Annotated in this window: 30 protein-coding genes; 18 read left to right on the top strand and 12 right to left on the bottom strand. The window is 61.4% G+C overall.

Annotated features, from left to right (window positions below; genetic code table 11):
- Positions 1–108: 108 nt before the first annotated feature.
- The 6 genes from AC1D1B_RS14225 to AC1D1B_RS14200 all read left to right on the top strand — a co-directional run bounded on the left by AC1D1B_RS14225 (position 109) and on the right by AC1D1B_RS14200 (position 7,605).
- On the top strand, positions 109–1,359 hold the full coding sequence (locus tag AC1D1B_RS14225) for a hypothetical protein (RefSeq protein WP_477333081.1): 1,251 nt from the start codon (positions 109–111) through the stop codon (positions 1,357–1,359).
- Positions 1,360–1,482: 123 nt separating this feature from the next.
- Positions 1,483–4,662 (top strand): excinuclease ABC subunit UvrB, encoded by a 3,180-nt coding sequence (gene uvrB / locus AC1D1B_RS14220; protein WP_477333079.1) that lies wholly within the window; start codon positions 1,483–1,485, stop codon positions 4,660–4,662.
- A 388-nt stretch (positions 4,663–5,050) separates the two neighbouring features.
- Positions 5,051–6,577 (top strand): ABC-F family ATP-binding cassette domain-containing protein, encoded by a 1,527-nt coding sequence (locus tag AC1D1B_RS14215; protein WP_477333077.1) that lies wholly within the window; start codon positions 5,051–5,053, stop codon positions 6,575–6,577.
- 103 nt (positions 6,578–6,680) lie between these two features.
- Complete coding sequence (locus tag AC1D1B_RS14210) at positions 6,681–6,959, top strand: type II toxin-antitoxin system RelE/ParE family toxin (protein ID WP_477333075.1); 279 nt, start codon at positions 6,681–6,683, stop codon at positions 6,957–6,959.
- A gap of 27 nt (positions 6,960–6,986) precedes the next feature.
- Positions 6,987–7,295 carry a HigA family addiction module antitoxin gene (locus tag AC1D1B_RS14205; protein WP_057143482.1) on the top strand — a complete coding sequence of 103 codons (309 nt, stop codon included), beginning with the start codon at positions 6,987–6,989 and terminating at the stop codon, positions 7,293–7,295.
- Between the two features lie 136 nt (positions 7,296–7,431).
- Positions 7,432–7,605 carry a hypothetical protein gene (locus AC1D1B_RS14200; RefSeq protein ID WP_477333073.1) on the top strand — a complete coding sequence of 58 codons (174 nt, stop codon included), beginning with the start codon at positions 7,432–7,434 and terminating at the stop codon, positions 7,603–7,605.
- A 49-nt stretch (positions 7,606–7,654) separates the two neighbouring features.
- Here AC1D1B_RS14200 and AC1D1B_RS14195 read toward each other — a convergent pair whose 3' ends face one another.
- Positions 7,655–8,269, bottom strand: coding sequence for a glutathione S-transferase family protein (locus AC1D1B_RS14195; RefSeq protein ID WP_477333071.1), 615 nt, complete (start codon positions 8,267–8,269; stop codon positions 7,655–7,657).
- A gap of 201 nt (positions 8,270–8,470) precedes the next feature.
- Between AC1D1B_RS14195 and AC1D1B_RS14190 the strand changes: the two genes are divergently transcribed.
- Both AC1D1B_RS14190 and AC1D1B_RS14185 read left to right on the top strand, forming a co-directional pair.
- Positions 8,471–8,899, top strand: coding sequence for a VOC family protein (locus tag AC1D1B_RS14190; protein ID WP_181058777.1), 429 nt, complete (start codon positions 8,471–8,473; stop codon positions 8,897–8,899).
- A gap of 75 nt (positions 8,900–8,974) precedes the next feature.
- Positions 8,975–9,328, top strand: coding sequence for a DUF1428 domain-containing protein (locus AC1D1B_RS14185; RefSeq protein WP_477333069.1), 354 nt, complete (start codon positions 8,975–8,977; stop codon positions 9,326–9,328).
- Between the two features lie 7 nt (positions 9,329–9,335).
- On the opposite strand, the gene AC1D1B_RS14180 is transcribed toward AC1D1B_RS14185, so the two are convergent.
- The gene (locus AC1D1B_RS14180) at positions 9,336–10,970 is read right to left on the bottom strand and encodes a tetratricopeptide repeat-containing sulfotransferase family protein (RefSeq protein WP_477333067.1); all 1,635 of its coding nucleotides are present in this window, start codon (positions 10,968–10,970) and stop codon (positions 9,336–9,338) included.
- Between AC1D1B_RS14180 and AC1D1B_RS14175 the strand changes: the two genes are divergently transcribed.
- From AC1D1B_RS14175 to AC1D1B_RS14155, 5 genes are all read left to right on the top strand, one after another.
- Positions 10,947–11,474 carry a hypothetical protein gene (locus AC1D1B_RS14175; RefSeq protein WP_477333065.1) on the top strand — a complete coding sequence of 176 codons (528 nt, stop codon included), beginning with the start codon at positions 10,947–10,949 and terminating at the stop codon, positions 11,472–11,474. The two genes, AC1D1B_RS14180 and AC1D1B_RS14175, sit on opposite strands and share 24 nt — an antisense overlap.
- Before the next feature lie 255 nt (positions 11,475–11,729).
- Positions 11,730–11,999, top strand: coding sequence for a hypothetical protein (locus AC1D1B_RS14170; RefSeq protein WP_477268521.1), 270 nt, complete (start codon positions 11,730–11,732; stop codon positions 11,997–11,999).
- Positions 11,996–12,259: a hypothetical protein gene (locus AC1D1B_RS14165; protein WP_477268523.1), complete on the top strand. Its 264-nt coding sequence runs from the start codon at positions 11,996–11,998 to the stop codon at positions 12,257–12,259. The genes AC1D1B_RS14170 and AC1D1B_RS14165 overlap by 4 nt, the downstream gene beginning before the upstream one ends.
- Positions 12,260–12,297: 38 nt before the next feature.
- Entirely contained in the window at positions 12,298–12,435 is a 138-nt protein-coding gene (locus AC1D1B_RS14160; RefSeq protein ID WP_477268525.1) for a hypothetical protein, read from the top strand.
- 74 nt (positions 12,436–12,509) lie between these two features.
- Entirely contained in the window at positions 12,510–12,728 is a 219-nt protein-coding gene (locus AC1D1B_RS14155; RefSeq protein ID WP_477333063.1) for a hypothetical protein, read from the top strand.
- A 129-nt stretch (positions 12,729–12,857) separates the two neighbouring features.
- Here the strand turns inward: AC1D1B_RS14155 and AC1D1B_RS14150 are convergent, their stop codons facing one another.
- Positions 12,858–13,268, bottom strand: coding sequence for a Kazal-type serine protease inhibitor domain-containing protein (locus tag AC1D1B_RS14150; RefSeq protein WP_477268529.1), 411 nt, complete (start codon positions 13,266–13,268; stop codon positions 12,858–12,860).
- 485 nt (positions 13,269–13,753) lie between these two features.
- Here AC1D1B_RS14150 and AC1D1B_RS14145 point away from each other — a divergent pair, with 485 nt between their 5' ends.
- The 3 genes from AC1D1B_RS14145 to AC1D1B_RS14135 all read left to right on the top strand — a co-directional run bounded on the left by AC1D1B_RS14145 (position 13,754) and on the right by AC1D1B_RS14135 (position 15,135).
- Positions 13,754–13,966, top strand: coding sequence for a cold-shock protein (locus AC1D1B_RS14145; RefSeq protein ID WP_006202520.1), 213 nt, complete (start codon positions 13,754–13,756; stop codon positions 13,964–13,966).
- Positions 13,967–14,321: 355 nt separating this feature from the next.
- Entirely contained in the window at positions 14,322–14,534 is a 213-nt protein-coding gene (locus tag AC1D1B_RS14140) for a cold-shock protein (protein ID WP_112561038.1), read from the top strand.
- 187 nt (positions 14,535–14,721) lie between these two features.
- On the top strand, positions 14,722–15,135 hold the full coding sequence (locus AC1D1B_RS14135; RefSeq protein WP_477333061.1) for a BA14K family protein: 414 nt from the start codon (positions 14,722–14,724) through the stop codon (positions 15,133–15,135).
- Positions 15,136–15,347: 212 nt separating this feature from the next.
- Here the strand turns inward: AC1D1B_RS14135 and AC1D1B_RS14130 are convergent, their stop codons facing one another.
- The 3 genes from AC1D1B_RS14130 to AC1D1B_RS14120 form a co-directional block, all read right to left on the bottom strand.
- Positions 15,348–15,986, bottom strand: a complete 639-nt coding sequence (locus AC1D1B_RS14130) for an MBL fold metallo-hydrolase (RefSeq protein ID WP_477333059.1) — start codon at positions 15,984–15,986, stop codon at positions 15,348–15,350.
- Between the two features lie 218 nt (positions 15,987–16,204).
- Positions 16,205–16,522: a hypothetical protein gene (locus tag AC1D1B_RS14125; RefSeq protein ID WP_477333057.1), complete on the bottom strand. Its 318-nt coding sequence runs from the start codon at positions 16,520–16,522 to the stop codon at positions 16,205–16,207.
- A 145-nt stretch (positions 16,523–16,667) separates the two neighbouring features.
- Complete coding sequence (locus AC1D1B_RS14120) at positions 16,668–17,561, bottom strand: branched-chain amino acid aminotransferase (RefSeq protein WP_477333055.1); 894 nt, start codon at positions 17,559–17,561, stop codon at positions 16,668–16,670.
- Positions 17,562–17,812: 251 nt separating this feature from the next.
- On the opposite strand from AC1D1B_RS14120, the gene AC1D1B_RS14115 reads away from it, so the two are divergent.
- Together AC1D1B_RS14115 and AC1D1B_RS14110 are read left to right on the top strand one after the other, a co-directional pair.
- Entirely contained in the window at positions 17,813–18,346 is a 534-nt protein-coding gene (locus tag AC1D1B_RS14115; RefSeq protein ID WP_112561176.1) for a MarR family winged helix-turn-helix transcriptional regulator, read from the top strand.
- Positions 18,333–19,052, top strand: coding sequence for a response regulator (locus AC1D1B_RS14110; RefSeq protein WP_023672025.1), 720 nt, complete (start codon positions 18,333–18,335; stop codon positions 19,050–19,052). The genes AC1D1B_RS14115 and AC1D1B_RS14110 overlap by 14 nt, the downstream gene beginning before the upstream one ends.
- Positions 19,053–19,148: 96 nt before the next feature.
- On the opposite strand, the gene AC1D1B_RS14105 is transcribed toward AC1D1B_RS14110, so the two are convergent.
- The 6 genes from AC1D1B_RS14105 to AC1D1B_RS14080 form a co-directional block, all read right to left on the bottom strand.
- Positions 19,149–20,213: a phosphatase PAP2 family protein gene (locus AC1D1B_RS14105; protein ID WP_477333053.1), complete on the bottom strand. Its 1,065-nt coding sequence runs from the start codon at positions 20,211–20,213 to the stop codon at positions 19,149–19,151.
- Positions 20,214–20,534: 321 nt separating this feature from the next.
- On the bottom strand, positions 20,535–21,074 hold the full coding sequence (locus AC1D1B_RS14100; protein ID WP_477333051.1) for a prepilin peptidase: 540 nt from the start codon (positions 21,072–21,074) through the stop codon (positions 20,535–20,537).
- A 1-nt stretch (position 21,075) separates the two neighbouring features.
- Positions 21,076–21,627, bottom strand: a complete 552-nt coding sequence (locus AC1D1B_RS14095; RefSeq protein WP_477333049.1) for a tetratricopeptide repeat protein — start codon at positions 21,625–21,627, stop codon at positions 21,076–21,078.
- A gap of 53 nt (positions 21,628–21,680) precedes the next feature.
- A complete protein-coding gene (locus tag AC1D1B_RS14090) occupies positions 21,681–22,601 on the bottom strand; it encodes a type II secretion system F family protein (RefSeq protein ID WP_477333047.1) in 921 nt (306 codons plus the stop codon).
- A gap of 46 nt (positions 22,602–22,647) precedes the next feature.
- Positions 22,648–23,619, bottom strand: coding sequence for a type II secretion system F family protein (locus AC1D1B_RS14085; RefSeq protein WP_477333045.1), 972 nt, complete (start codon positions 23,617–23,619; stop codon positions 22,648–22,650).
- A complete protein-coding gene (locus AC1D1B_RS14080) occupies positions 23,619–25,001 on the bottom strand; it encodes a CpaF family protein (RefSeq protein WP_477333319.1) in 1,383 nt (460 codons plus the stop codon). Before AC1D1B_RS14080 ends, AC1D1B_RS14085 begins: the two co-directional genes overlap by 1 nt.
- Positions 25,002–25,261 lie beyond the last annotated feature (260 nt).

The following is a 25,261-nucleotide window of genomic DNA, read 5'->3' as shown; positions in this document are numbered from 1 at the left end:
GACGGTCTGCCCGGGAAGTGTCGACCGTCAGTCCTTGAAACACTGCCGCCGGCAGACACGGCGCCAAATGCGTGTAATCTCCGTGCAGTCGCATAGTGGAGGAATGAGATGACACGAATGGCAAGCCTGTTGGCCCTCCTTCTGTTGTTGCCGCTGTCTGCCGCATCCGCAGCAGTGCCCGAAGCAGCAACCGCGCTGTTCGAGGCCAAGACCGTGGCCGAGCGCAACACCGCGCTCACCACGCTCGAGTCTGCGGCACCAGCCGATCCGGCAGCGGCCTATGCCGCCGGCGCCGGCGAATTCTTCACCGCGCTGGAAATCCTGGCCGGCGGCCTGCACCGGCACGGTTTCGACAGCCCGCAATCCTTCATGCTGCCGCTGATGCGGCTTCCGGTTCCCGACAATCCCAGTCCCGAACCGCTGACTTATGAACAGTTCCGCGCCATTCTGGTCGCTTTCCGCGACCGGCTGGAGAAATCCGCCGCCACGCTGGGCTCTGTGCCGGCGGATGCCGATATCGGCATGGTCATCGACCTCACCCTTGTCGGCATCGACCTCAACGAGGACGGCAACATCGCGCCTGACGAAAGCATGGCCGCCATCATGGCCTCGCTGTCGCGCGGCGGCATCGCGCCCGACGATACCGCGCCGGCGCTCGCCTTCCGCTTCGACCGTGCCGACGGTTACTGGCTGCAGGGCTATGCCGAGTTCCTGATGGCGCAAGCCGATTTCTGGCTGGCGCATGATTTCAGGACCATGTTCGACGGCTCGTTCCACATGCTGTTCCCGCACGCCAAGCTGCCGCTGCAGGACATTCTCGTCCCGCTGGACGGCGGCACCGGCGGCGGCATGCTGGCCTCCGAATGGCGCATTGCCGACTTCATCTCGCTGGTGCACCTCGTCAACTGGCCGGTGATCGAGCCCGAGCGCCGGCAGGCGGCGCGCCGCCATCTGCTGGAGATGATCCGGCTGTCACGCGAGGACTGGAAGGCGATCCGCACCGAGACCGACAATGACCGCGAATGGCTGCCCGGCCCGCAGCAGAAGGGCGCCAACCCCCTGACCGGCCTCGAAGTCGGCGAAGAACAGGTGCAGGCTTGGCTTGCCGCCTTGACGATGGCCGAGGACCTGCTCGAAGGTCGCGTGCTGCTGCCGCATTTCCGCATCGCCGACAAGGGCATCAACATGAAGCGCTTCTTCGAGGAGCCGAAAAATTTCGACCTGGTTTTGTCGATCACCGGCCCGGCCATTGCGCCCTATCTCGAGAGCGGCAAGATCCTGACCAGCGACGAGTTCGACCAGATCCAACGCCAGTTCGGCGGCGCCGGGTTTTTGACCTTTGCGCTGTGGTTCAATTGAGGGCAGACGCAGGGGCACTCACACCACAGCTCCTGACACCCTTGTGTCAGCAGCCTCGGGGCGGGTGGGGCCCGTCACCACTGCACCCTTTCCATTTTGGCGGACTCTGCCCATATTCAGGGCATGGCCAAACTCCCCGGTAAAAAGACGCCCTCGACGGCGGGTGACAACAGCGCTTCGCCGCCCAAACGGCGCAGTCCGCTGACCGATTTCCTCGATGCCTCGGAGCCGTTGCACAAGGGCGGCTTTGCCGAGGCGCCGCAGGCCGACTTCACCGGCGCGCCGCTGAGCGGCTCGATTGCGGACTGGGCCGAGCAGATCGAGCAGGAAGCCGAGAAGGAAGGGCGCCTCGCCGGCAAAGGTGACGGCGGCAAATCGCCAAAGGCGGCGAAAAAAATCCCGGAGCGCTCTGCCGCGCCCGGCCGGAGTTCGCGCGGCACCTCGATGGGCGGCGCGGCCACGGCCCGTGAACGCACGGCAGCCGGCCTCAATCCGGTCGCCGGCATCGACATCTCGCTCGAAGATGCGGAGACCATGGCCTCGGGCAGCGTCACCGCGACGGTTGCGGCGCTATCGGCGCTGATCGAATCCGGCAATCCGCTGCACAAGGACGGCGTGCTGTGGACGCCGCACCGCCCTGCCCGCCCGGAGAAATCCGAAGGCGGCATCGCCATCAAGATGGTGTCGGACTTCGAGCCCGCCGGCGACCAGCCTACCGCCATCAAGGATCTGGTCGAAGGCGTCGACAACAACGACCGCACCCAGGTGCTGCTCGGCGTCACCGGCTCCGGCAAGACCTTCACCATGGCCAAGGTCATCGAGGAGACACAGCGCCCCGCCTTGATCCTGGCACCCAACAAGACGCTGGCCGCGCAGCTCTATTCCGAGTTCAAGAAATTCTTTCCGGATAACGCCGTCGAGTATTTCGTCTCCTACTACGACTATTACCAGCCGGAGGCCTACGTTCCGCGCACCGACACCTTTATCGAGAAGGAATCCTCGATCAACGAGCAGATCGACCGCATGCGCCATTCGGCGACGCGCTCGCTGCTCGAGCGCGACGACGTCATCATCGTCGCCTCGGTGTCCTGCATCTACGGTATCGGTTCGGTCGAGACCTATACGGCGATGACCTTCCAGATGCAGATCGGCGACCGGCTCGACCAGCGCGCGCTGCTCGCCGATCTCGTCGCGCAGCAATACAAGCGCCAGGACATCAACTTCGTCCGCGGCTCGTTCCGCGTGCGCGGCGACACGATCGAGATCTTCCCGGCCCACCTTGAAGATCGCGCCTGGCGCATCTCGATGTTCGGCGACGAGATCGAGGCCATCACCGAATTCGACCCGCTCACCGGCCAGAAGACCGGCGAGCTGAAAAGCGTCAAGATCTACGCCAACTCGCATTACGTGACGCCGCGCCCGACCTTGAATCAAGCCATCAAGTCGATCAAGGAAGAACTCAAGCAGCGCCTGCAAGAGCTTGAAAAGGCTGGCCGTCTGCTGGAGGCGCAGCGGCTGGAGCAGCGCACCCGCTTCGACCTGGAGATGCTGGAAGCCACCGGCTCCTGCGCCGGCATCGAGAATTATTCGCGCTATCTCACCGGACGCCAGCCCGGCGATCCGCCGCCAACCCTGTTCGAATATATCCCCGACAACGCCCTGGTCTTCGTCGACGAAAGCCACGTCACCGTGCCACAGATCGGCGGCATGTATCGCGGCGACTTTCGCCGCAAGGCGACGCTGGCGGAGTACGGATTCCGCCTGCCCTCCTGCATGGACAACCGTCCGCTGCGCTTCGAGGAATGGGATGCCATGCGCCCGCTTTCGGTCGCGGTTTCGGCGACGCCCGGCGGCTGGGAGATGGAGCAGTCCGGCGGCGTGTTCGCCGAGCAGGTCATCCGCCCGACCGGCCTGATCGACCCGCCGGTCGAGGTGCGCCCGGCCAAGAGCCAGGTCGACGATGTCGTCGGCGAAATCCGCGACACCACGGCCGCCGGCTACCGCACGCTGGTGACGGTGCTGACCAAGCGCATGGCCGAGGACCTGACCGAATATCTGCACGAGCAAGGCATCCGCGTCCGCTACATGCACTCCGACATCGACACGCTGGAGCGCATCGAGATCCTTAGGGATTTGCGCCTCGGCGCTTTCGACGTGCTGGTCGGCATCAACCTGTTGCGCGAAGGTCTCGACATTCCCGAATGCGGCTTCGTCGCCATTCTCGATGCCGACAAGGAGGGCTTCCTGCGCTCCGAGACGTCGCTGATCCAGACCATCGGCCGCGCCGCCAGAAACGTCGACGGCAAGGTCATCCTCTATGCCGACCAGATCACCGGCTCGATGGAGCGGGCGATGGCCGAGACCAACCGCCGCCGCGAAAAGCAGATGGAGTGGAACGCCGCTAACGGCATCACGCCGGAATCGGTGAAGTCGCGCATCTCCGACATTCTGGACTCGGTCTATGAAAAGGACCATGTCCGCGCCGATATCTCGCAGTTCACCGACAGCGCCGGCGCCATGATGGGCAACAATCTCAAGGCCCATCTCGACGCCATGGAAAAACAGATGCGCGACGCCGCCGCAAATCTCGACTTCGAGAAGGCAGCCCGCATCCGCGACGAGATCAAGCGGCTTCGCGAGATGGAGCTGTCGATCTCGGAAGACCCGCTGGCCAAATATGCCGACATGGAAAGCCCGGTGTCCGGCCGCGAAAAGGGCAAGCACAACAAGGGCGTGGCCAAGCATCGTACTGCGGAGGAACAGGAGCGTTTCCGCAAGTTCGACGAGGCCCGTGCCGCCGAAGAGGCGGCCAGGGCTGCCCGGTCCAACCTCTTCCGCAAGCCGGCGCTCGACGAGATGGGCGCCGATGGCGCGGTGCCGGTAAAGAAGCCGCTGTTTGCCAAGCCGTCGATCGACAATATGGGCCCTGGCACCGACATGACGACACCGTCAGGCGCGGTGTCGCGTTCGCTGTTCAAGAAACAGTCGGCGCAAGAGGCGCACGGCTCCGACTTCGGCATACCGGGCGATCCGACAAAACCGCTGTTCAAGAAGAATTCGCTGGACGAGATGACGGTGCGGCGGACGGAAAAACCGGTCGAAGGAAAAGTGCCGGCCAAGCCCCAGCCAATCTCCCCCCAAGTGGGGGAGATGTCCGACAGGACAGAGGGGGGCGCGAAGGATCGCGGCGATTCCAGCAAACCAATCGTCCGTCAACGCGCCGGCATCGGCTCTTACGAAGACCCAGGTGACGCGCGTCGTGAAAAGCGGCGGCCGGGCAAGACCGGCAGGCCAGGAAAGTAGTTCATTCAAAACACTGGCGGGACAGCGCCCCCCCTCTGTCCTGCCGGACATCTCCCCCCCACGAGGAGGGAGATTGGCAGCTGCAGCGCTCCGCCCTGACCGCCCACTTGCCACAAACCCCGCCTTTGGTGTAATCGCTCCCGCACACTCAATCGTCTTGTCTTGAAAGGAGGGCTCACGTGTTTACGTTTTTTCGTCACCATCGTCAGCGTGGCCCGATTTCCGCCCTGCGAGTTCGCTTGCAGGGCTGACCAGGGACATCACGGGTTTTTTCCCGCTTCGATTTTTTGGTCTGCCCTTCGTGGTGCGCAACGCTGAGCCTGATGGCCTGCACGCACACCGTCAAAGTGCATCCGGAGTTGTCTCCGGCAAGACCAGAGAAATCACAATGGCCCTGATCAGCCTCAAATCCCTCGGCGTCACCATGAGTGCGCCGCTGTTTTCCAATCTCGACCTCACCATCGGCACCGGCGATCGGCTCGGCATCGTTGCCGCCAACGGCCGTGGCAAGTCGACCTTGCTCAAATGCCTGACCGGCGGGATGGAGCCGACCTCCGGCGACATCACCCGCACGCGCGGGCTGCGCGTCGGCCATGTCGAGCAGTCGGTCCGCCCTGCCCTTCTCGGCCGCACCTTCCATCAGGTGGTGGCCGATGCCTTGCCGCCGGAACAGGCCGACAGCGAGATGTGGCGGGTCGACGTGGTGCTGGATTCGCTCGATGTGCCCGGGCCGATGCGCGAGCGGGAAATGCGGGCGCTGAGCGGCGGCTGGCAGAGGCTGGCGTTGATCGCCCGTGTCTGGGTTACCGACCCCGACGTGCTGCTACTCGACGAGCCGACCAACCATCTCGACCTCGCCAAGATCAGCCAGCTGGAAAGCTGGCTGAACTCGCTGCCGCGCGAGGTGCCGGTGGTGATCGCCAGCCATGACCGCGCGTTCCTCGACGCTTCCACCAACCGCACGCTGTTCCTGCGCCCTGAGGAATCGCCGGTGTTTGCGCTGCCCTATTCGCGGGCAAGGCAGGCGCTGGATGAACTGGACGCTTCGATGGCGCGCCGGTTCGAGCGCGACATGAAAGTCGCCCAGCAGTTGCGCAAGCAGGCCGCCAAGCTCAACAACATCGGCATCAATTCCGGCAGTGACCTTTTGACGGTGAAGACCAAGCAACTCAGGGAACGAGCGGAGAAGCTCGAAGAGGCGGCGAACCCGGCGCATCGCGAGAAATCGGCCGGCGCGATCAGGCTGGCGAACCGCGGCACCCACGCCAAGGTGCTGATCACGCTCGACGACGCAGTGGTGGAAACGCCCGACGGTACGCTGTTGTTCAAGACCGGCAAGCGCCACATTTGCCAGGGCGACCGCATCGTGCTGCTCGGCCGCAACGGCGTCGGCAAGTCGCGTTTCGTCAATCTGATCCGCAACGCCATCGCCGAGCCAGACACAGTGCCGGACGTCAAGGTGACGCCGTCGACGGTGCTCGGCTACAGCGACCAGGCGCTGGCCGGCATCAGTGGCGACGACACGCCGCTGGCCATGGTCTCGCGCCGCTACGATGTCGGCGAACAGCGCGCCCGCTCACTGCTTGCCGGCGCCGGCGTGGTCATCGAGATGCAGGAGAAGAAGATCGGCGTGCTGTCTGGCGGCCAGAAGGCGCGGCTGATGATGCTGGCGCTCCGGCTCGCCAACCCCAACTTCTACCTGCTCGACGAGCCGACCAATCATCTCGACATCGACGGCCAGGAAGCGCTGGAGGATGAGTTGCTCAAGCACCAGGCAAGCTGCGTGCTCGCCTCGCACGACCGTTCCTTCATCCGCGCGATAGGCAACCGCTTCTGGCTGATCGACAAGCGGCGGCTGACGGAAGTCGAAGACCCCGAGGATTTCTTCCGCTCGGTGGCTGAACCAGACGGTTGAGGGTGAAGGATCGACGCTCGATGGGCTTATGGATGATCAATCCGTCTGTAAATTATTTGCTTACAGGCCCTTGATTTATGTAAGCAGTATGTTTACATACGTCATGATTAAGTCCTTCAAGAATAGGGCGCTGTCGGACCTCTTTCAAACCGGGAAAACCGGCAAGATCGACGCCAAGATGCACAAGCGCATTCTTGTCCGGCTTGACCGCCTGGAAGCTTCAGAGAAGCCGGAGGAGATGAACCTCCCCGGCTTCGACTTCCACCCGCTGAAAGGCTTCGATCCCATCCGCTACACGGTCCACGTCAATGGCCCGTGGTGCATCACATTTGAATTCGACGGCATGGACGCCGCCCGCGTCGATTTCGAGCAGTACCACTGAGGCGGCCAGATTGGAGAAGTTCGACTTATGACCGTGCACGAGCCGACGCGTCCGATTGAGCGTTGTCCCTCCCACCCGGGAGCGCTGCTTGAGGATATTATCCCGGCAACTGGAAAGACCAAGGTGGAAATCGCAAATCTGCTCGGGATCTCCCGACAGCAGCTCTATGACATCATCCGCGAAAAGAAACCGGTTTCGCCGGCTGTGGCTGCCCGCCTTGGGAAGCTGTTCGGCGACGGCGCCGCGATCTGGCTTCGGATGCAGGCGGCTTTCGATGCCTGGCATGCGGAGCGTGAAGTTGATGTTTCAGCCATCCCGACGCTCAAGGTTGCGTAGGCGCATTCGGCGGCGTCTGAATGGGATATCAAATTTTGCAGCAAAATAATTTCAGCGCTCTGTCGGATCGCCTGAATCTGCTGCGTCCTTGGGATGCCGACACGATGATGCCGGCTTCATCTGAGGAGAAAGCATCATGTCCATTTTGTCATCCATAGGCCGCGTCGCCACCCGTTACGCACAGAACCGCGCCCGCCATCGCAGCGAGCGGGAACTGCTGTCCCTGCCGATCGAACTGCGCAAGGATATCGGCTGGCCGGGAACCGTCGTCGACGCGCAAGACGGTCCGCGGATCTGCAGGGCGCCCTGACCATGCGGTCGGGAAATATCGATGCAGGCCGCCGCGGGGCGACCATTGCTCAGTCATGCGTATCGCCCGACAGCGGCGTCGCCTGCATCGATCCGCGCATTTCGAACGCCTCGAACCAGCGCGTCAGCCGCACCCGCGCGCCAAACGACGGCAGCTGGCGGAACGCCATCCAGGACAAAGTGGTGGCGAGCGCTATGTGGCCGACATGCAGCGGCGCCTCGTCGTCCAGCGTGCTTTCGATCCAGTCGTAGCTCGCCTCGATTTTTTCCCGGTAGCCTTCGACAAGGGCGCCGTAGCGCAGTTGTTCGGGCCGCCTTTCCGTCTCCCAGCGCAAGGCGATGCCCGTCTGCGCCAACCCTTGAGCGACTGCTTGCAGCTGCAGCGCCTGCCAGCGCGCCTCGCCATCAGGCGGCAGCAATTTGCGGCCGGCATGCAGCGTGTCGAGATAGGCGCAGATGACATCGGAATCGAAGATCGGCGACGCATCCGGCCGCAGCAGCACCGGCACCTTGCCGAGCGGGTTTTCAGCGTAGACATGGGCATTGCGCCAGGTCGGGCTCGTCTCGTGATGAATGACCTCGAGCCGATCGGCGATGCCGACCTCATGGGCGAAGACGAGCGCCTTGCGCGCGAAGGGCGAGTGGGTCTGGTAGTAAAGGATCATGGTCGTCTCGACGGTTGAAAAGGCAGTCCCCTTTTCTAGCCTGCGGGCTGCGAGAATTGCGCTCTGATTGAGGGCCGCCGACGCAACTTCATTTCACGCCAAAAAATCGCATCGGCCATGTAGGATTGCCCCCACCTCGTTCGTCCTAGGGTTCGCAAGACCAGATCAAGCGCCCAGACCAAACCCAAAGAGGAGCAAGACATGACCGACCAGACCCCCGTTCAGCCGGCCGCAAAAGTTCTCGGTGGATTGACCCCCTATCTGCAACTGGACGGCGCCTTCAAGGCCGCCGAATTCTACAAGAAGGCCTTTGGCGCCGAGCAGGTGTTCTTCTATCCGCCGGACGACCAGGGCCGCACCATGCACATCCATCTCCACATAAACGGCTCGACCTTGATGATTTCCGATTTCTACCCGGAAAACGGCATGCCCGCCGTCAAGCCGCAGGGCTACACCATGCAGCTCCATCTCGGCGCCGACGAAATCGATGGCTGGTGGAAGCGCGCTGTCGATGCCGGCTGCGAAGTCGCCGTGCCGCTCCAGCTCATGTTCTGGGGCGACCAGTGGGGCAACATGCGTGACCCCTTCGGTGTCGAATGGGCAATGAATGCACCGGCGAAGAAAGGCTGACCATCGTCAACGACGAAGTCCCTCACCGGCTGGCGCCGGTGAGGCTGCTTTTTGAGACACTCCAAGGAGAACCTTATGTCCTATGTCGATGGTTTCGTGCTCGCCGTGCCCAAGGCAAATCTCGATGACTACAAGAAGCTGGCCAACCTCGCAGGCCCGATATGGATGGAACACGGCGCGCTCGCCTATGTCGAATGTATCGGCGACGACGTACCCTATGGCGAGTTGACGTCATTTCCGCGTGCCGTTCAGGCAAAGGAGGACGAGATCGTGGTCTTCTCCTGGGCCGTCTATGAATCGCGGGAGAGCCGTGATGCCGTCATGGCCAAAGTGATGGCCGACCCGCGTTTGACACCCGATTGGGGCCCCATGCCCTTCGATATGAAGCGCATGATCTTCGGCGGCTTCCAGCCCTTCATGGAACTGTAGCCCCGCCTCAGGCCAACTTGTCCAACAGCGGCTTCAGCCTGTCACCATAGCGCTTCCAGAGATCGACCGAACCCTGATACATCGGCTGGCGCACCTGCGCGGCCGAAGCCGTGCGCACCGGACGATCGGTCTCGTGGAACGACAGCACCTTGTCGTCCCAGGGCAGGCCGAGATGCGCGATCAGCGCCCGCGTCTGCCCCTCCTGGTCGGCGACGAAATCCTCGTAGCGCACATCATGGACGATGCCGGGCAGCACGCTGCGCCAGTGCGCCATGATGTCGGCGTAGAGATTGTGGAAGTCGGCGAGTTCGCCGAGATCATAGCCGTAGCGGTGGCTGTCGCCGCGGAAATGCACCTTGTAGATCGAAAGGCAGGTCGCCGCCGCATCGCGTGCGCAATGGATGATTTTCGCCTTCGGCAGCATCATGTGGATGAAGCCGATGAGCAGGAAGTTGCCGGGCATCTTGTCGGTGACATGCCTGAAGTTGGGATAGCGGGCATGCAGCATGTCGAGATAGGCTTGGCCTGCCTCGGCAAACTCCGCGTCGGGCGCATCCACCAGTCCCCAGGGGAAGCCGCCGGGCATATTTGTCGGAAACTGCTTGCCGACCGCGGTCTTCAAAATGCTGAGCTCGCCCGCGCCGTAGACTTGGCTGTGGCTGGCGATGATCTGCTCGACCAGCGTTGTGCCGGAGCGCGGCATGCCGACGACGAAGATCGGCGTGTCATTGGAAATCGGGCTCGGCTTGTGCTTTTCGAAAAAGCCGGCGTCGAACACCGTCTTCATCGCCTCGAATTCGGCGCGCGTCCTGACGGGATCATAGTCGATGCCCTTGCGGCGGATGGCATTGCCTTCGGCGAAATAGTCGAAGGCCCTGTCATAATCCTTCAAATCGTCATTGGCCTTGCCGAGACCGAAGGAGAGTTGCATGCGCGCCAGGCTGTCGGCTGGCGCCTTGGCATGCTGTGCCTCCATGCCGGCGAGTTCGGCGTCACGCTCCTTCTGGCGCTTGACCTGCGTCAGCATCAGCCAGGCTTTGGCCATGCCTGGCGTGATCGCCAGCGCCTGCCGGAACAGGTCGGCCGCTTCATCGAGCTTGCCTTTTTCCATCAGCCCGACGCCGAGCCCATGCAACAGGTCGGCATCCTTGGGCCGGATCGTCAGCGCCTCGCGGAACGTTGCCAGCGCTTCGTCCAGGCGCCCGGCTTCCTGCAGCGTTTCGGCAAGCCCGATGCGCGCGCGGACATGGAAAGGATTGCGCCCGACCGTGCCGCGATACATCGTTTCGGCCGCCTCGAACTGGCCGAGCTGTTTCAACGCGGAACCCAGATTATCGCGTGCCGCGAGCTGGTCGGGCTTCAGATCGACCGCGCCGCGGAAAAAATCGGCGGCTGCGGCAACGCGGCCGAGATCGCGCATCACCGTGCCGAGATTATTGAGGAAATCGGGATTCTTCGGCTGCAGACGCACCGACTGCTCGATCAGCTCCAGCCCTTCGGCGCTGCGCCCGGTCTGGTGCAGCAGCAAGCCCAGGAAGTGCGCCGCCGCCGCATGATTGGCCTTGCGCGCCAGCACCTGCCGGTAGAGCGTCTCGGCCTCCTGCCGGCGCCCAGCCTGGTGCAGCTGCAGCGCCTGCTGCACATATTGGTCGAGGCCCAGCGGCGGCTGTCCGCCAGCTCCTGCACCCGCCGCTCTTCTTTGATCTCTGTTGATGGGAAACCTGCCGTGTTTGTCTGCTTGCCGGACCTAAGGCATGGACGAGACAGATTCAAGGGCAGATCGCGGCCGGGTGGTGTTCGGTCCGGTGCGCAAAATCAAAGTGCTGCGGGGGTGTCCAGCGAGCGCGCGGCGCTGCAGGTCATGACAAAGCTCGCCCGGTCAAATCAGACGGTTGCTTTCGGCAAGCTGGCGCTCCCGCCGCAGCGTTCCGTCGGTGTCGGCGATCTTGCGCCGCGCCGCTTCATCGCTCCTTATCGTCAGGCGCACAGAGAGGGCTTTCGGGAACGCAACGATTGGCGCGATGGTTATGGCTGGGCCGTCCGGCGTTTTCATGAATCTCATAGTTTTCGGCCTTTCAATAAAAATAAAACTCGGCGGCAGGACAATTATTCCGGCGCACCATCGATAAATAATTTGTGGATATGATTACGTCATAGCAGTTTTATCCAAGATTTGCATCCGACAAATTTTCAATTCTTCCGAATCGAGACCGAAATTATCTTGAACAAGCCACCGCTTAAGGTTATGAGTTATACGATAGTTTTTGGGCCAAGCTTGGCATATCGCGGCGTCAGAAGTTCTCGACCCGCCAAACTCATTCCAAATCCAATATCTGAAATTGCCGGCACAGTGGCGTACAGCGCATTTGCCCCGCGTCCGGGCGGAACCAGAGCCAAGCCAATGTCGGAACGCACCACCCATTCCATTGCCCATTTCGCGGCGCCCTTCGCGCTCGGCGGGCTGGAAGGGCAACTGCCTGCCGGCGACTATGACATCGATCACGATGAAGAGTTGATCGAGGGCATGTCGCGGCTTGCCTGGCGTCGCGTCGCCACCTTCATCCATTTGCCGGCAAGGGCGGTGAAGAACCCGACCACCAGCCAGCTTATCGCCATCGACTACCTCGAACTCGAAACAGCGCTGAGGCGCGACCAGGAGAACGCAGCATGATCCGCTTCCAGCAGAATGCGCGTCCGCGCACCGACACGCCCTCGCACCTCTTCGCCATCGGCCAGACCGTGCGCATGAAAAGCCACAGCGGCCTGACTCAGAAGACCGCCGAGCTGTTTCAGATCAAGAGCAGGTTGCCGGTCAAGGACGGCTCGCCGCAATACCGTATCCGCAGCGAGCAGGAGACCTATGAGCGGGTCACCACGGAAGACAATCTCGAAGTGGCTGATCCGGTTGTTACTGACAAGCCGGCCATCTGACACCGCGCCCACCCAACACCTACGAGGAGCAGACAAAGATGGCCAAGGGTCAGCAGCGCAGCAACCGCGAAACGCGCAAGCCCAAGAAAGACAAGGTGGTGGCCAAGGCCGCCTCCCCGTTCGGTTCCGCGGTCAAGCAGGCCGAGAACAGCCTGAAGCCGAAGTCGAAGGGCTGACCAGCCCGGGCGCCTCGTGTGCCTGTCGGCAATGGACTGACGATCTCGCGCAAAGCTCTGCAACGGAGGCTTGCTTGACGTTCTTCATCGAGTTCTACCGCTCGCGCAACACTGACGAAGCCACGCTCGACAAGGTATCGCTGGACGCGCCGAACCTTCGCGCCGCCCTTCAGGGCGCCACCGCGCTGTTCCATAGCCTGGCCATGCCGCAAATCCCCGACCGCCTGCGCATCTGCGACGAGGACGGCAGTGAGCTTTATGCCGGCCCCGCCGATGGGGCGTATTCGGCGTAGGCAGCCACTCCGATTTGATCCACGCGCAACCGTAAGCGCTCGTCTCATCATTCCCTTCCCGGCCTCGGCGCTGGCGCGGCAATCCATCGCCCGGGGCGAGTCACTGGTCTCGCCCCGTTTTGCGCCCACTCAGCAGGGACCGTTGTCGACGACGCGATAATCCGCGGCACGAGCCTCACAGGCATTGGGGAAGGTGCGCAGCTCGCCATGCCGGCGGGCGCAGACAGGCGCGTATTCGCGGGTGCAGAACGTCGGCTCTTCGCTGCCACCGCCGCCGCCACCGTCACGGCAAGGGCCGTCGCGCACGATGCGGTAACCCGAGCGCTCCGCGAGGCAGGCATTGGCGAAGGTCTGGCGGTCGCCGCCGCGCCGCGCGCAGACCGGTTCATATTCCCTGGTGCAGAATTCCGGTTCCGGCCGTGGCGGCCGCGGGCGTGGTCCCGGCCCGTCATCGACGACGACGGTGCAGGCCGCAAGAAGACCCGACAGGAAGAGAATGGTAAAACCCTGGCGCGAGAAGATCGTCGCAAGAAATCTCATGAATATGCCTCCCTCGAGACCCCCGTCCCGGCGCAAAACGCGCCTGTCGATCCTCGTCATTCCCTTGCCGAATGCAACCCCCGTTTGCGGCGCGCCAGCGCCGCGCGATGCCTCGCCCCCGCATCGTTGCAGCCCTGGACCAGCCCGCTGGACCATGCGTGGTCGGGCTCTGGCTGATGACCGCCAACGGGGCCGGGTTTATCGAAGCGCCTGCGTTGGGATGCGTCGATGGGCGCGGCCCGCGGCGCTATCTTGCAACTATCACGTTTCCGTGCGATAAATTTTGTGTTCGGGCATTTGCGACCCGGAGAGCGGAACGTTTTGGACGACCTTTCCCCGATACTGTGAATCTCTGACGGCCCCGTTTTCGGCGGGGGGTTTTACCATGCGCGAATGCAGGACTGCCGAAGCAACCACCGGGACTTGCCCACGATGCCAGGCGGCGGGCAAACCACAAGACTGACACGGGTGAAGGAGTTTCCCCAATGGCCCAGACCGGCACCGTTAAATTCTTCAACGCGACCAAAGGCTTCGGCTTCATCACGCCCGACGGCGGCGCCAAGGATGTGTTCGTCCACATTTCCGCGATCGAGGCTTCGGGCCTGCGTACCCTCGTCGACGGCCAGAAGGTCACCTTCGACGTTGAACCCGACCGCATGGGCAAGGGTCCGAAGGCGGTCAATCTCCGCGCGGCCTGAACCGGCGGTGCCCGCGCGCCCGCCAGGACGCGCGAAAGAAGCACTTTAAGCGTGCTGAACCGGCTTTGTCAGCCGTCCCAGAGATTTCGAAGGCGCGACGTTTCCCGTCGCGCCTTTTTCATGTCCGCCGCTGCCGGGGGCAAAGGACGCTCGACCCGTTCATCGAAGGGCTGACCGCCAGAGCGATCGTCTGGCGCGAATTGTCTTCGCTGCAATGATCTATTTGAGCCCCCTTGACCGTTGCCGGGCTCGCCAAAACTTTCTCTTGCCGATGGCGCTAAAATAAAGGACAAATTTCCCTTCGGGCATTTGCCGGCCCGAAAACTGGACTTTATGGGATCAAAGGGAGCTTCCCATGCCGCAGACCGGCACCGTCAAATTCTTCAATCATGCCAAAGGCTTCGGCTTCATCACGCCGGACGACGGGCAGAAGGATGTCTTCGTCCATATTTCCGCCGTGCAGGCGTCGGGTCTTCCCGGTCTGGAGGATGGGCAGAAAGTGACATTCGACACCGAGCCGGACAAGCGCGGCAAGGGTCCGAAGGCCGTCAATCTGTCGGTCGGCTAAGCCGGCTCAAGACGACGGAGACTGACGAGGCGGAGCGCCTTCCGCACGCGCTTGGTTTTTGCCGCATGACCTGAATCAGAGGCGCAAATTCCGTTCAGCCCCCGTTCAGCCACGGTCTTCTATTAATCGTCCCCAAGGCCGGACCGCATCCCCGAAAACTACCCGGACCGGCACGAAGGAGACCAAAATGAATCGCATTTTCAAGACCGCCATCCTGGGCGCCGCTCTCGCCGCGACCACGCTCGCCACTCTGCCCGCCGCCAACGCCGACGAATGGCGCCATCGCCATTATGGCCGTCACCACAATGGCGACGCCATTGCCGCCGGTGTCGTCGGCCTTGCGGCCGGCGCCCTGATCGCCGGAGCGCTGAGCAATCCGCAGCCGCGCTACAGCAGCTATGACGACGACTACGACTACCGCGAAGTGCGGCCGGTTCGCCGCTACTATGCCGAGCCGCGGGTCGTCTATGCCGACCGTTATGCCGAGCCGTGGACCCGCGACTGGTACGAGTACTGCTCGGACCGCTACCGGAGCTTCAATGCCCGCAGCGGCACCTTCACCGGCAATGACGGCGAGCAGCATTTCTGCACTGCAAATTGAGGCATCCCTGCCCCAAACAAAAGCGCTGACCGCAAGGTCAGCGCTTTTTTGTTGTTGGGTAGCCACCCAGGGTGTGTTGAGATTCAGGTCAGGCCGAGCCGAGAGTTATGGGCTCCGAGAACCGGAGCGGAGCGTGCTTTTGGGTACGTAAGCACCGGAAGCGCAGGAGACCATGGCTCGCAGGCCGGCCTCACCTGAATATCGGCACACCCTTAAGTCAGGAACGGATTGGTCCGCCGCTCCTCGCCAAAACGGCCGCCCGGGCCATGGCCGCAGATGAAGCCGATGTCGTCGCCGAGCGGCAAAAGCTTGGTCTTGATCGAGGCGATCAGCGTCGCATGATCGCCACCCGGCAGATCGGTGCGCCCCACCGAGCCGCGAAACAGCACGTCGCCGACATGGGCAAACTTGGCCGCCCGGTTGTAGTAGACGACATGGCCCGGCGCATGGCCGGGGCAGTGCAGTACCTCGAACATATGGGTGCCGAACGACACGGTTTCGCCTTCACCGAGGAACCGGTCGGGGACGCAGTTACGCACCCCGACAATGCCATAGCGCTGGCCCTGGTTCTCGAGATTGTCGAGCAATAGCTTGTCTGCTTCATGCGGGCCGATGATCTCGATGCCGAGCGCTTCCTTCAGCTCCATGGCGCCGCCGGCATGGTCGATATGGCCGTGCGTAATCCAGATCGCACCGGCGGTGATCGCGTTGTCCTTCAACACCGCCAGCACCTTGTCGATGTCGCCGCCCGGATCGACGACGACGCCATGCTTGTCATCCATGTCGAACAGGATGGTGCAGTTCTGCTGGAAGGGCGTGACCGGCACGATGCCGGCATTGAGCTGACCCATGATTGTCCTTTCGCTGTGTCTTGCGTGATGTAGAGCAATTCCAGGAAAAGTATGAAACGGTTTTCCCGAGAAAAGCGCGTAGCGCTTTCCCCTGGGAATTGCGCCAAAATAGGCACGGGCAGGCAACGTCCACAGCTCCACGACAATCTTGACAGACCCCAAAACAGAAATGGGCGGCCCAACGGCCGCCCATATGTCGAAGCCTGAGATTTCGAGGCTTACTTCTTCATCGCGCCCATGACCGCACCGATGATGCCGGTCAGGATCGCGCCGCCGCCGGCGCCGCCGACGAGGTTGTCGAGGTTCAAAGCGCTGCCCAACCCACCGGTTGCCGCGGCAGCCGCTGCCGGATCGACCGTGCCGCCGCCGAGCAGGCTGCCGAGGATCGCCGCGCCGCCGACGCCGCCAATGGCGCCGCCCAGGATTTTGGTCAACTGGCCCATCGCCGCCTGCTTCAGCGCAGCGCCGATCGCCTGACCACCGACAACACCCGCAATTACCTGTACAACGATCGCAATGAGCGTGTTCGTATCCATGTACCTAGTCCCTCCATAGCTGCCAGCCTCCCGGGCCGACACCATCATGAGACGCCGAATTAGACGAAAGTCAAATGCGCAAGTGCTGAAATAAAAGGGGCGGCCCTAAAACCGCCCCTGCTTGCGAAAAAAGCTGTGATTTTCGTTATTCTGCGGCTATCGCATGCTTAGGCTGCACTGCGGCAGAATAGTCGTTCATCAAAGTCTTGGCGATCTCGCCGACCTCGAATCGGTAGGGGCCGATCTCGGAAACCGGCGTCACTTCCGCCGCCGTTCCGGTGAGGAAGCACTGCTCGAAGCCTTCGAGCTCCTCAGGCATGATGGCGCGCTCGATCACCTCAAGGCCGCGGTCCCTGGCGAGGCCGATGACGGTGCGGCGGGTGATGCCGTCGAGGAAGCAATCGGGCTTGGGCGTATGGATCTTGCCGTCCTTGACGAAGAAGATGTTGGCGCCTGTTGCTTCGGCGACCTGGCCGCGCCAGTCGAGCATCATGGCGTCGGCATAGCCCTTGGCCTCGGCGGCGTGCTTGGACATGGTGCAGATCATGTAGAGGCCGGCGGCCTTCGACTTCGACGGCGCCGTGCGCGGATCGGGCCGGCGCCATTCCGCCAGGTCGAGGCGGATGCCCTTGAGCTTCTGCGCCGGATCGAAATAGCTCGGCCATTGCCAGATGGCGATGGCGCAGTTGATGCGGCTGTTCTGCGCCGACACGCCCATCTGTTCGCTGCCGCGCCAGGCGATCGGCCTGACATAGGCGTCCTGGAAACCCTGCTTCTTCAGAAGCGTGGTCGAGGCGTCGTTGAGCTCGGCCACCGAATAGGGAATCTTGAAGCCGAGCAGGCGCGCCGATTCATGCAGGCGCTCGGTATGCTCGTTCAGCTTGAAAATGGCGCCGCCATAGGCGCGCTCGCCCTCGAAGACGGCGCTGGCATAGTGCAGGCCGTGGGTCAGCACGTGGATCTTGGCGTCGGCCCATTTGACGAACTCGCCGTTCATCCAGATGAAGCCTTCCAGCTGGTCGAAGGGAACGGATGCCATGGAAACCTCCCGCGGGCGGCGGCCCGCACATCATTGGTGTTGTTGTTTGTTTCGCGACAGCCGCATCGGACGGCCGGATGTCTTGAAGCGTAAGCGGATAATCGAACTCTGGCAAACTCAGGAAGTTCCGGAAAAACCGCGATCCCTTGCCTTTTCGTTCGCAATCCGCCCAAAAGCTTGTCAAAAATTACCATTGCGGGGAAATTACGTCAATAGTACTGACATAATCTCCCTCTATGGACGGAGAAATGATGACGGATCGAAGCCCAGCTGCCGGAAAACCGATCAAGACGGCGATCACCGACGAGGACGGCATCGACTTCGCCATCATCGAACTGTTCTTCTTCGCCTATCGCGATTTCACCTCCGATCCCGACCAGATCCTGGCCGACTACGGCTTCGGCCGCGCCCATCACCGGGTGCTGCATTTCGTCAACCGCCGGCCGGGGCTGACGGTCGCCGAACTGCTCGACGTGCTCAAGATCACCAAGCAGAGCCTGGCGCGGGTGCTGAAGCAGCTGATCGACACCGACCATATTGTGCAGTTGCAGGGTCCGCGCGACCGCCGCCAGCGTGAACTTTACCCGACGGCCAAGGGCCGCGCGCTGGCGCTGGCGCTGGCGCGGCCACAGTCACGCCGCATCCGTGCTGCATTGGAAGATTCCGGAGCCAGCGAGCGCCCCTTGATCGAACGATTCCTGGAAGCGATGGTCAATCCGGAACTAAGGGCGCAGATCGACATTGTGCCTGCAAACATGTCAGGGAAAAGCCATGGAGACCATTGAGAGGGTGGACCAGCCGACGGCGCCGGACGATGACGCGCCGCATCTGCTTGTGGTCGACGACGACACCCGCATCCGCAATTTGCTGAAGCAGTATCTGACCGAAAACGGTTTTCGCGTCACAGTCGCGGGAAATGCCGGCGAGGCCAGGCGCAAGCTCGCCGGGCTCGACTTCGACCTCCTTGTCCTCGACGTCATGATGCCCGGTGAAACCGGCGTCGACCTCACCAAGGCGCTGCGGGCGGAGAAGAACGTGCCGATCCTGATGCTGACCGCGCTGTCGGAAACCGACAGCCGCATCACCGGGCTGGAGGCCGGCGCCGACGACTATCTGCCGAAACCCTTCGACCCGCGCGAGCTGATCCTGCGCATCAACAACATCCTGCGCCGCGGCGGCCCGGCGACCACGCCCAAGGTCGAGCAGCTGGTCTTCGGCCCCTACACCTTCCAGATCGCCAGGCGCGAACTGAAGCGTGGCGGCGAGGCGCTGAAGCTGACCGACCGCGAGCAGGAGATCCTGGCGATCTTCGCCGCACGCGCCGGCGAAACCATACCGCGCCATGAACTGGTCGGCGACGATTCCGAAGTCGGCGAGCGCACCATCGACGTCCAGATCAACCGCCTGCGCCGCAAGATCGAGCGCGATCCGTCCAATCCGGTCTGGCTGCAAACGGTGCGCGGTATTGGCTATCGGCTCAGCGTGGAATAGCTGGCCCGGCCAGGCGTTTCAGTTGCTTGCTGGCAAAGCCGTCAACCCAAGCTATTTGGTGACAGGTTCGGTGGCCACCGGATGTCGCTGGAGCATTTACGAGTATAGAGATCTGGCCGTTTGCGCTTTCGACTTTCGGCCTCCCGAGATCAGCCCAGCGGCGGCCCATATGATTGGTGTTGCCAACATCGAAGCGTATCCGTCGATTCCATAGTGCCAAGCGAGATGCACGGACCCCAGTTGGATTGCTATCAGGAAGATGACACTGCCCCAACGCAGCAAACCACCGAAGCGCCAGAGATAGATGGCATTCAGAGCTGCGACAGCGACATGCAGCGAAGGAAAGGCTGAAATGCCGCTGCCAAATTGTGGACCGCCCAGTGCTGCATTGGCTAGCAGCGCCCCCTGTGTCTTGAGCGCCCACAGAGGATAGACGGCATCGATTGTCTGAAGATGATTCATCAGCGGAGAAAACGTGGCATCGCCGTAGTAAGGCATGACGAAGGCTGGCCCGACCGAAGCGAATATCGATGCCGCTAGGTTGCCGAGCAATGCCCAGGCAAGAACAAATGCCATCAAATATTGCGAGCGTAGGCGCTCATTGCTTGTCGAAAACGTCACGCAAAATAGCACAACGAACATCTCCACGAACCAAAGATTATAAAAAGAATTCAGGCCGGAAATTATAGGGCCGTACCCAAGCAGGGGATGCAATATCTGCCACGCATCGACGCCACCGTGGATTGTCCTGTCAATCGCAATGATGGTGGTGTCGGCGTAGAACGGCGTGATCTTGCTGAGGCCGACCTTGATACTGGTGAACAGAGAGAAGAAGATAGGCAAGACCAACGCGACCGGCAGACCAATGATGATGCGATTTGATAGTTCGTTGGCTTCCAGCCGAGCCCGTAGGGCAAGAAACGGTCTCTGTGGCCGCTCAAGCAACACACGCACCGAAATTACCGCAAACAGGATAGCAATCACAACAGAACCAGCCCGCAAGAAAGCCAAGTTGTATAATGCGACGCTGATAGGGATATTCCAATGCACCGCCGATATAAGCGCCGCCAGTACATAGACAAACACCGTTACAAAGAACGCTTTATTGGTCCGCCACGCCATCGAGCCACCGCGAAGTACGGTCTCGACTATCGATATCATTTGGCCATTGACCTGGCACTCACAAGGACAGGCATAACGCCGGTCGTTAGGTGCGGCGCCATTTTCGGACGAACGTCTTTTTGATGATTGGGAGCGGTGGCGGTTCGGCGCTGATGATTGTTGGTGACGCCGGGCTGTTTACAACAGCCGCAAGGGGGAACGCCACGGCGCCAACAATCAATCCAGCCGCCAACCAGGCAACTGTCGACCGGTAATCCTGTATCATAGCCCCACCCTCAATAGGCAGATAGAATGCCAGTTCGGCATTAAGCAAAGATTACGTCGGCACGCGCTTCGTATAGCAGAGCGGACTGCCGAGGTTCAATTAAGCTGACCCAGGATTCCGGAGCTGCTCGCCAGCACCAGACTTTTGTAGATCACAAACGCGATCGTGCAGATTGCCGCGACCGAAATCGGCACGCCAAACGGCACGACGCCCTTGCGGTCCAAATGCTGGACAAAGAGCCGGAAGGCGCTCTCCGGCAGCATGAGCGGGTTTCTCACCATCGCCGCGGTGGCGAGGGCGAAGATCAGCAACAACACCGAAAACAGGACGAGATTGCCGCCACCGATCAGGAACGGCGTAACAGCCATCAGCTTGACGTCGCCGGCGCCGATCTTGCGCAGGCCCCAGAACGGGAAAAGCATGACAAAAAGCAGAAGCCCGGCAACCGCGCTCAGGCCCATGTCAAACCATGATCTCAAATAGAGAGACAAAAGCGCCAGCGATCCCAGGCCCAGCCCAAGCAGCAGCAGTACATCGCGATTGGCTATCTTCTGGGTGGTGAAATCGAGCCAGGCGACCCGTGCGAGCAGCGGGACGGTGAGCGCCTTGAGCAGTACCGATCCAGCAAATAGCATACTACTGCCGCTCGACGTTTTGCACGCTGGACGATAACAGCTTCAGATTGTTGACCACGGTCGGATCGTTGGGCGCCAGTTCATAGGCCTTGAGGAAATTGCTGCGTGCGTCCTGCAGCTTGCCGCGCAGCAGGTAGGAATAGCCGACATTGTTGTAATATTCGGGCGACGCGCCAACCAGCTTGAAGGCTCGGGCGTAGGCTCGGTCGGAGAGGTCGAAGCGGTGGATGCGGTCGCTGCAGGCGGCCAGTCCCATCCATGCGCCACCATCGTTGGGCGCCAGTTGCGTCGCCTTGTAGAACAGCGCTCCGGCATTGCCGTAATTTTCCGCGCGGAACTGGTTCTTGGCCTCGGCAACCGCCTGATCCGAGGCATAATATTCGACATCGCCGACCGTTTTCAGGCCGTCGAATGCATCGCCAAAGGACGTTACGTCGCCTTTCGACGGCTCGTTGGTGCGAACGACACCGTCGGCGGTGTCCGCCCCGTTCGTCTGGCAGCCGACGAGTGCCGCCATGAACAGGCAGACCACGACTGCAATTGGCCTTTTCATACAATCTCCCCGTGAGTCCCCCGACCCATATTAGGACCAAAGCATATGTGCAACTAGAAGAAAATGCCCTTCATCCGAATGATCACCGGCAGCATGATGACCATCAGCACGACCGGAAAGATACACAACCCTAACGGAATCATCATTTTGACGGGCAAGGAGTTGGCCTTCTCCTCTGCCGTCAAGATTCTCTGGCCTCGCATTTCGTCGCTGTAGACGCGCAGCGCCTCCGTCAGGCTGGTGCCAAGCTCTTCCGATTGCCGAAACAGTACGGCCAGAGCCCGTGCCTCTTCAAGCCCGATGCGGTCCGCGAGTTCCCGCAGCGCGTCGCGCAACGGCTTTCCAGCGCGCAGTTGCAGGTTCATAATCGAAAGCTGGATGCCTAACCATTTGTGCGTGCCTGCCAACTCGGTGCCGACGCGCTCGACGCCTGCCTCCAAACTCATGCCGGCGTCCGCGCAGGTGATCATCATGTCCATGAAATCTGGAAACCCGCGACGATAGGTTTCCTTCTGAGCATTCTCGAAGCGATCGAGCAGAATGGCTGGAATCACTATGCACCCCAGCCCCAACAAGGCGGAGCCGGCAAGAGCCGCGAAACCGGGTAAATGCGGTGGCAACACCCGAGGCAGGATTGCGTAGGCAGCCAAAAATCCGACACACACGGCGCCGAGCCGCGATAGGGTATAAAGCAGTGGAGCGCTCGCTTGATAGAAGCCGGCACGAAACAGCTTCGCTTCAAGCGCGCTCGGCTCTTGCCGCTCCTTCTCCATTGTTCGAAAATATGCGTCGACAGGTCGCTGTGCCGCGATCCTGGCCAGTTCTTCCTGACCCGCGAGCGAGCGGGGGTCGACCACACCTTCGCCTACAAGGCTTTGCGCGACCAGCTTTCGCGTCTGCAGGGCCGGCAAGAAGACAAGCGCGCCAAACAGGAAAAGCGCCACCGCCGCCACGAAAACGGCGATGGAGACCATAAAGCTCAGGTCGCTGGTGTTGGAAAGCAGGTTAATGGCTCGCTCCTCAAAAGTCGAAATTGACCATTCGATACATGATGAAGTCGCCCAACAGGGCCCACACTCCGAACCCCACAAAAACAGGGATAATCAGCGGGTCATGCCATACTTTGCCATAATACGCCGGAGCCGTAACCTGAAGAATCAAGAACATCACAATTGGAAACAATGAGATGATCCAGGCCGAGACGCGCCCCTCGGAAGAAAGCGCTCTGATCTTCAGCCGTAATTTCTGCCGTTCACGCAGCACCGATGAAAGATTCGCCAGTATCTCGGTCAGATTGCCGCCGGTCTTGGATTGAATTGACAGCGCTATCGAAAGCAGGTGAAGGCCCTCGAATCCTACCCGCTGAGACAGTTTCCGCACGGCCTGTTCGATGCTGAGCCCAAAGGTGATCTCGTCGGACACGATGCCGAATTCGGTTCCCAGGGGGTCAGGCATCTCCCGCGCCACAAGGCCAATTGCCACTGAGGCCGGATGTCCGGCGCGCAGCGAGCGCACGATCATGTCGAGTGCATTCGGGAGTTGCTTCGCGAATTTCTGGATTCGCTTGTTGCGAGCCCGGCGAAGCACGAGAACGGGCAGCACAAACCCGACAACAAGAAAAACGACGAGTGCGAGCAAGAACGACTTGCCCAGGACGAACGACAGCAGCAGCGCCAATGCCAAGGAAGCGAGGACGAATATCGCGGCGAATGTCAGCGGATTTCCGGTAATGCCGGATTGGGTATAGAGCCTGTTCAGCCCTACCAGGCCAAAAAGAAAGTCCCCCGATTCCGTCAGTCCCCGCTCGCGCAGCAAGTTTTGCAAAGTCCGCTCAGCCGGAACTTCATCTGACAATCTCTTCAACCGACGATTGATCGCGCCGACTGCCGCACGGCGACCGGCAAAGGAAAGATACAGAGCCTCGCCGGCGAGAATGACCGACGCCGCCGCAAGCACATAGATGAAGTAAAGCAGTCCCTGACCGGTCGGCATCAGAGGGCGACCTGCGGATTGAAGGCGTCCTTGGCGAAATGATGGCCGAGCGTCGCTGCTTCCGGTGCAAACCGGGGCCGGACGCCAGTGGCGCGAAAATCACCTATGATCGTGCCGTCGGCCGCGACCTCGCGGCGGACGAATTGATAGATTTCCTGCAGCTGCACGACATTGCCTTCCATGCCGGTAATCTCGGAAATCGACGTCACGCGCCTGCCCCCATCGGCGAGCCGTTGCGTCTGCACTATGATGTCGATGGCTGAAGCAATCTGCGACCGGATGGATTCGTGCGTCATCGGCATGCCGGCCATGCCGACCATCTGCTCCAGGCGAGAAATAGCGTCGCGAGGCGTGTTGGCGTGGATGGTGGTCATCGACCCCTCATGGCCGGTGTTCATGGCCTGCAGCATATCAAAGGCCTCCTCGCCGCGCACCTCGCCGACAATGATGCGATCGGGGCGCATGCGCAGCGCGTTCTTGACCAATTCGCGCTGGCGCACTTCGCCCTTGCCCTCGACACTGGGCGGGCGGGTTTCCAGTCGCCCGACATGCGGCTGCTGCAATTGCAATTCGGCAGCGTCTTCGATGGTGATCAGGCGTTCCCTGGACGGAATGTAACTGGACAAAGCGTTGAGCAAGGTCGTCTTGCCGCTGCCGGTGCCTCCTGAAACCAGGATCGACTTGCGCGACCGGACGGCGATCCGCAGCAGCTCGACCATCGGCGGGCGGATGGAATTGAGCACGATCAGGCGCTCCAACGAATAAGGGTTCTTGGAGAATTTGCGGATCGACACCAGCGGACCGTCCACCGAGATCGGCCGAACCGCGATGTTGACGCGCGAGCCGTCGTCCAGGCGCGCGTCAACCATCGGCGACGATTCATCGACCCGCCGGCCGATATTGGAGACGATCTTGTTGATGACGCGCAGCAGATGCGCCTCGTCACGAAATCGGATTGCCGTCTCTTCGATCATGCCGCGCCGCTCGATGAAGACACGCTTGTGCGTATTGATCATTATATCCGTGATGGAATCGTCCTTGAGCAGCGGCTCGATCGGACCGAGCCCCAGCATTTCGTCGGCCGTGTCGATGGTCAGTTGATCGAGCTCGCGGGCATTCAGCGGCACGTTTCGACCGCGAACGAACTCGCGCACGATCGGCCGGATCTCATTGAGGATTTCATCCTTGGAGGCATTTTCAAGGGCGGTTAGATTGAAGCGATCGATCAGGTGGCGATGAAGCTCGACCTTGAGCGTCAAAAAATCGTCGCCGCCCGCGGCGACATCCATCGCCTGAGACGGAATGCTGGGCGCCTCCACGACGGGTGGCGGCTCCTGCATCACCCGTATCTCACTCGGTCCTTTTATGAAGCGGCCCAACATCTTGCCCAAGCCCCCTGAAAATCCCCAGGCTGGAAACTAAGCGTTAACCACGAGGGGCACAAGCGCCGAACAAGGCCAAGGCGGCCGATACTTACAACATAGTTAAGAATGGCTTTTGAAAAAAGACGCTTTATCTTTCTTGAAAGCGCCCGTCCGCAGAACCTCACGGAACCTTTCGGCACGCAACGAACAGTGCACCTCCGCGAGCCATCCCTAACCCATTAGATATAAACGAATATGCAGAACCGCTAATTCAATTG

Source organism: Mesorhizobium sp. P2_C5_2, from assembly GCF_056404535.1.
The sequence above is the reverse complement of the archived record's forward strand: the minus strand, read 5'-3'. Positions and strand labels throughout refer to the sequence as shown.

Bases quoted from the DNA above. Each gene is read 5' to 3' on its own strand.
- AC1D1B_RS14225 (WP_477333081.1), top strand. From the start codon at position 109: ATGACACGAATGGCAAGCCTGTTGGCCCTCCTTCTGTTGTTGCCGCTG.
- uvrB (WP_477333079.1), top strand. From the start codon at position 1,483: ATGGCCAAACTCCCCGGTAAAAAGACGCCCTCGACGGCGGGTGACAAC.
- AC1D1B_RS14215 (WP_477333077.1), top strand. From the start codon at position 5,051: ATGGCCCTGATCAGCCTCAAATCCCTCGGCGTCACCATGAGTGCGCCG.
- AC1D1B_RS14210 (WP_477333075.1), top strand. From the start codon at position 6,681: ATGATTAAGTCCTTCAAGAATAGGGCGCTGTCGGACCTCTTTCAAACC.
- AC1D1B_RS14205 (WP_057143482.1), top strand. From the start codon at position 6,987: ATGACCGTGCACGAGCCGACGCGTCCGATTGAGCGTTGTCCCTCCCAC.
- AC1D1B_RS14200 (WP_477333073.1), top strand. From the start codon at position 7,432: ATGTCCATTTTGTCATCCATAGGCCGCGTCGCCACCCGTTACGCACAG.
- AC1D1B_RS14195 (WP_477333071.1), bottom strand. From the start codon at position 8,269: ATGATCCTTTACTACCAGACCCACTCGCCCTTCGCGCGCAAGGCGCTC.
- AC1D1B_RS14190 (WP_181058777.1), top strand. From the start codon at position 8,471: ATGACCGACCAGACCCCCGTTCAGCCGGCCGCAAAAGTTCTCGGTGGA.
- AC1D1B_RS14185 (WP_477333069.1), top strand. From the start codon at position 8,975: ATGTCCTATGTCGATGGTTTCGTGCTCGCCGTGCCCAAGGCAAATCTC.
- AC1D1B_RS14170 (WP_477268521.1), top strand. From the start codon at position 11,730: ATGTCGGAACGCACCACCCATTCCATTGCCCATTTCGCGGCGCCCTTC.
- AC1D1B_RS14165 (WP_477268523.1), top strand. From the start codon at position 11,996: ATGATCCGCTTCCAGCAGAATGCGCGTCCGCGCACCGACACGCCCTCG.
- AC1D1B_RS14160 (WP_477268525.1), top strand. From the start codon at position 12,298: ATGGCCAAGGGTCAGCAGCGCAGCAACCGCGAAACGCGCAAGCCCAAG.
- AC1D1B_RS14150 (WP_477268529.1), bottom strand. From the start codon at position 13,268: ATGAGATTTCTTGCGACGATCTTCTCGCGCCAGGGTTTTACCATTCTC.
- AC1D1B_RS14145 (WP_006202520.1), top strand. From the start codon at position 13,754: ATGGCCCAGACCGGCACCGTTAAATTCTTCAACGCGACCAAAGGCTTC.
- AC1D1B_RS14140 (WP_112561038.1), top strand. From the start codon at position 14,322: ATGCCGCAGACCGGCACCGTCAAATTCTTCAATCATGCCAAAGGCTTC.
- AC1D1B_RS14135 (WP_477333061.1), top strand. From the start codon at position 14,722: ATGAATCGCATTTTCAAGACCGCCATCCTGGGCGCCGCTCTCGCCGCG.
- AC1D1B_RS14130 (WP_477333059.1), bottom strand. From the start codon at position 15,986: ATGGGTCAGCTCAATGCCGGCATCGTGCCGGTCACGCCCTTCCAGCAG.
- AC1D1B_RS14125 (WP_477333057.1), bottom strand. From the start codon at position 16,522: ATGGATACGAACACGCTCATTGCGATCGTTGTACAGGTAATTGCGGGT.
- AC1D1B_RS14120 (WP_477333055.1), bottom strand. From the start codon at position 17,561: ATGGCATCCGTTCCCTTCGACCAGCTGGAAGGCTTCATCTGGATGAAC.
- AC1D1B_RS14115 (WP_112561176.1), top strand. From the start codon at position 17,813: ATGACGGATCGAAGCCCAGCTGCCGGAAAACCGATCAAGACGGCGATC.
- AC1D1B_RS14110 (WP_023672025.1), top strand. From the start codon at position 18,333: ATGGAGACCATTGAGAGGGTGGACCAGCCGACGGCGCCGGACGATGAC.
- AC1D1B_RS14105 (WP_477333053.1), bottom strand. From the start codon at position 20,213: ATGATATCGATAGTCGAGACCGTACTTCGCGGTGGCTCGATGGCGTGG.
- AC1D1B_RS14100 (WP_477333051.1), bottom strand. From the start codon at position 21,074: ATGCTATTTGCTGGATCGGTACTGCTCAAGGCGCTCACCGTCCCGCTG.
- AC1D1B_RS14095 (WP_477333049.1), bottom strand. From the start codon at position 21,627: ATGAAAAGGCCAATTGCAGTCGTGGTCTGCCTGTTCATGGCGGCACTC.
- AC1D1B_RS14090 (WP_477333047.1), bottom strand. From the start codon at position 22,601: ATGGTCTCCATCGCCGTTTTCGTGGCGGCGGTGGCGCTTTTCCTGTTT.
- AC1D1B_RS14085 (WP_477333045.1), bottom strand. From the start codon at position 23,619: ATGCCGACCGGTCAGGGACTGCTTTACTTCATCTATGTGCTTGCGGCG.
- AC1D1B_RS14080 (WP_477333319.1), bottom strand. From the start codon at position 25,001: ATGTTGGGCCGCTTCATAAAAGGACCGAGTGAGATACGGGTGATGCAG.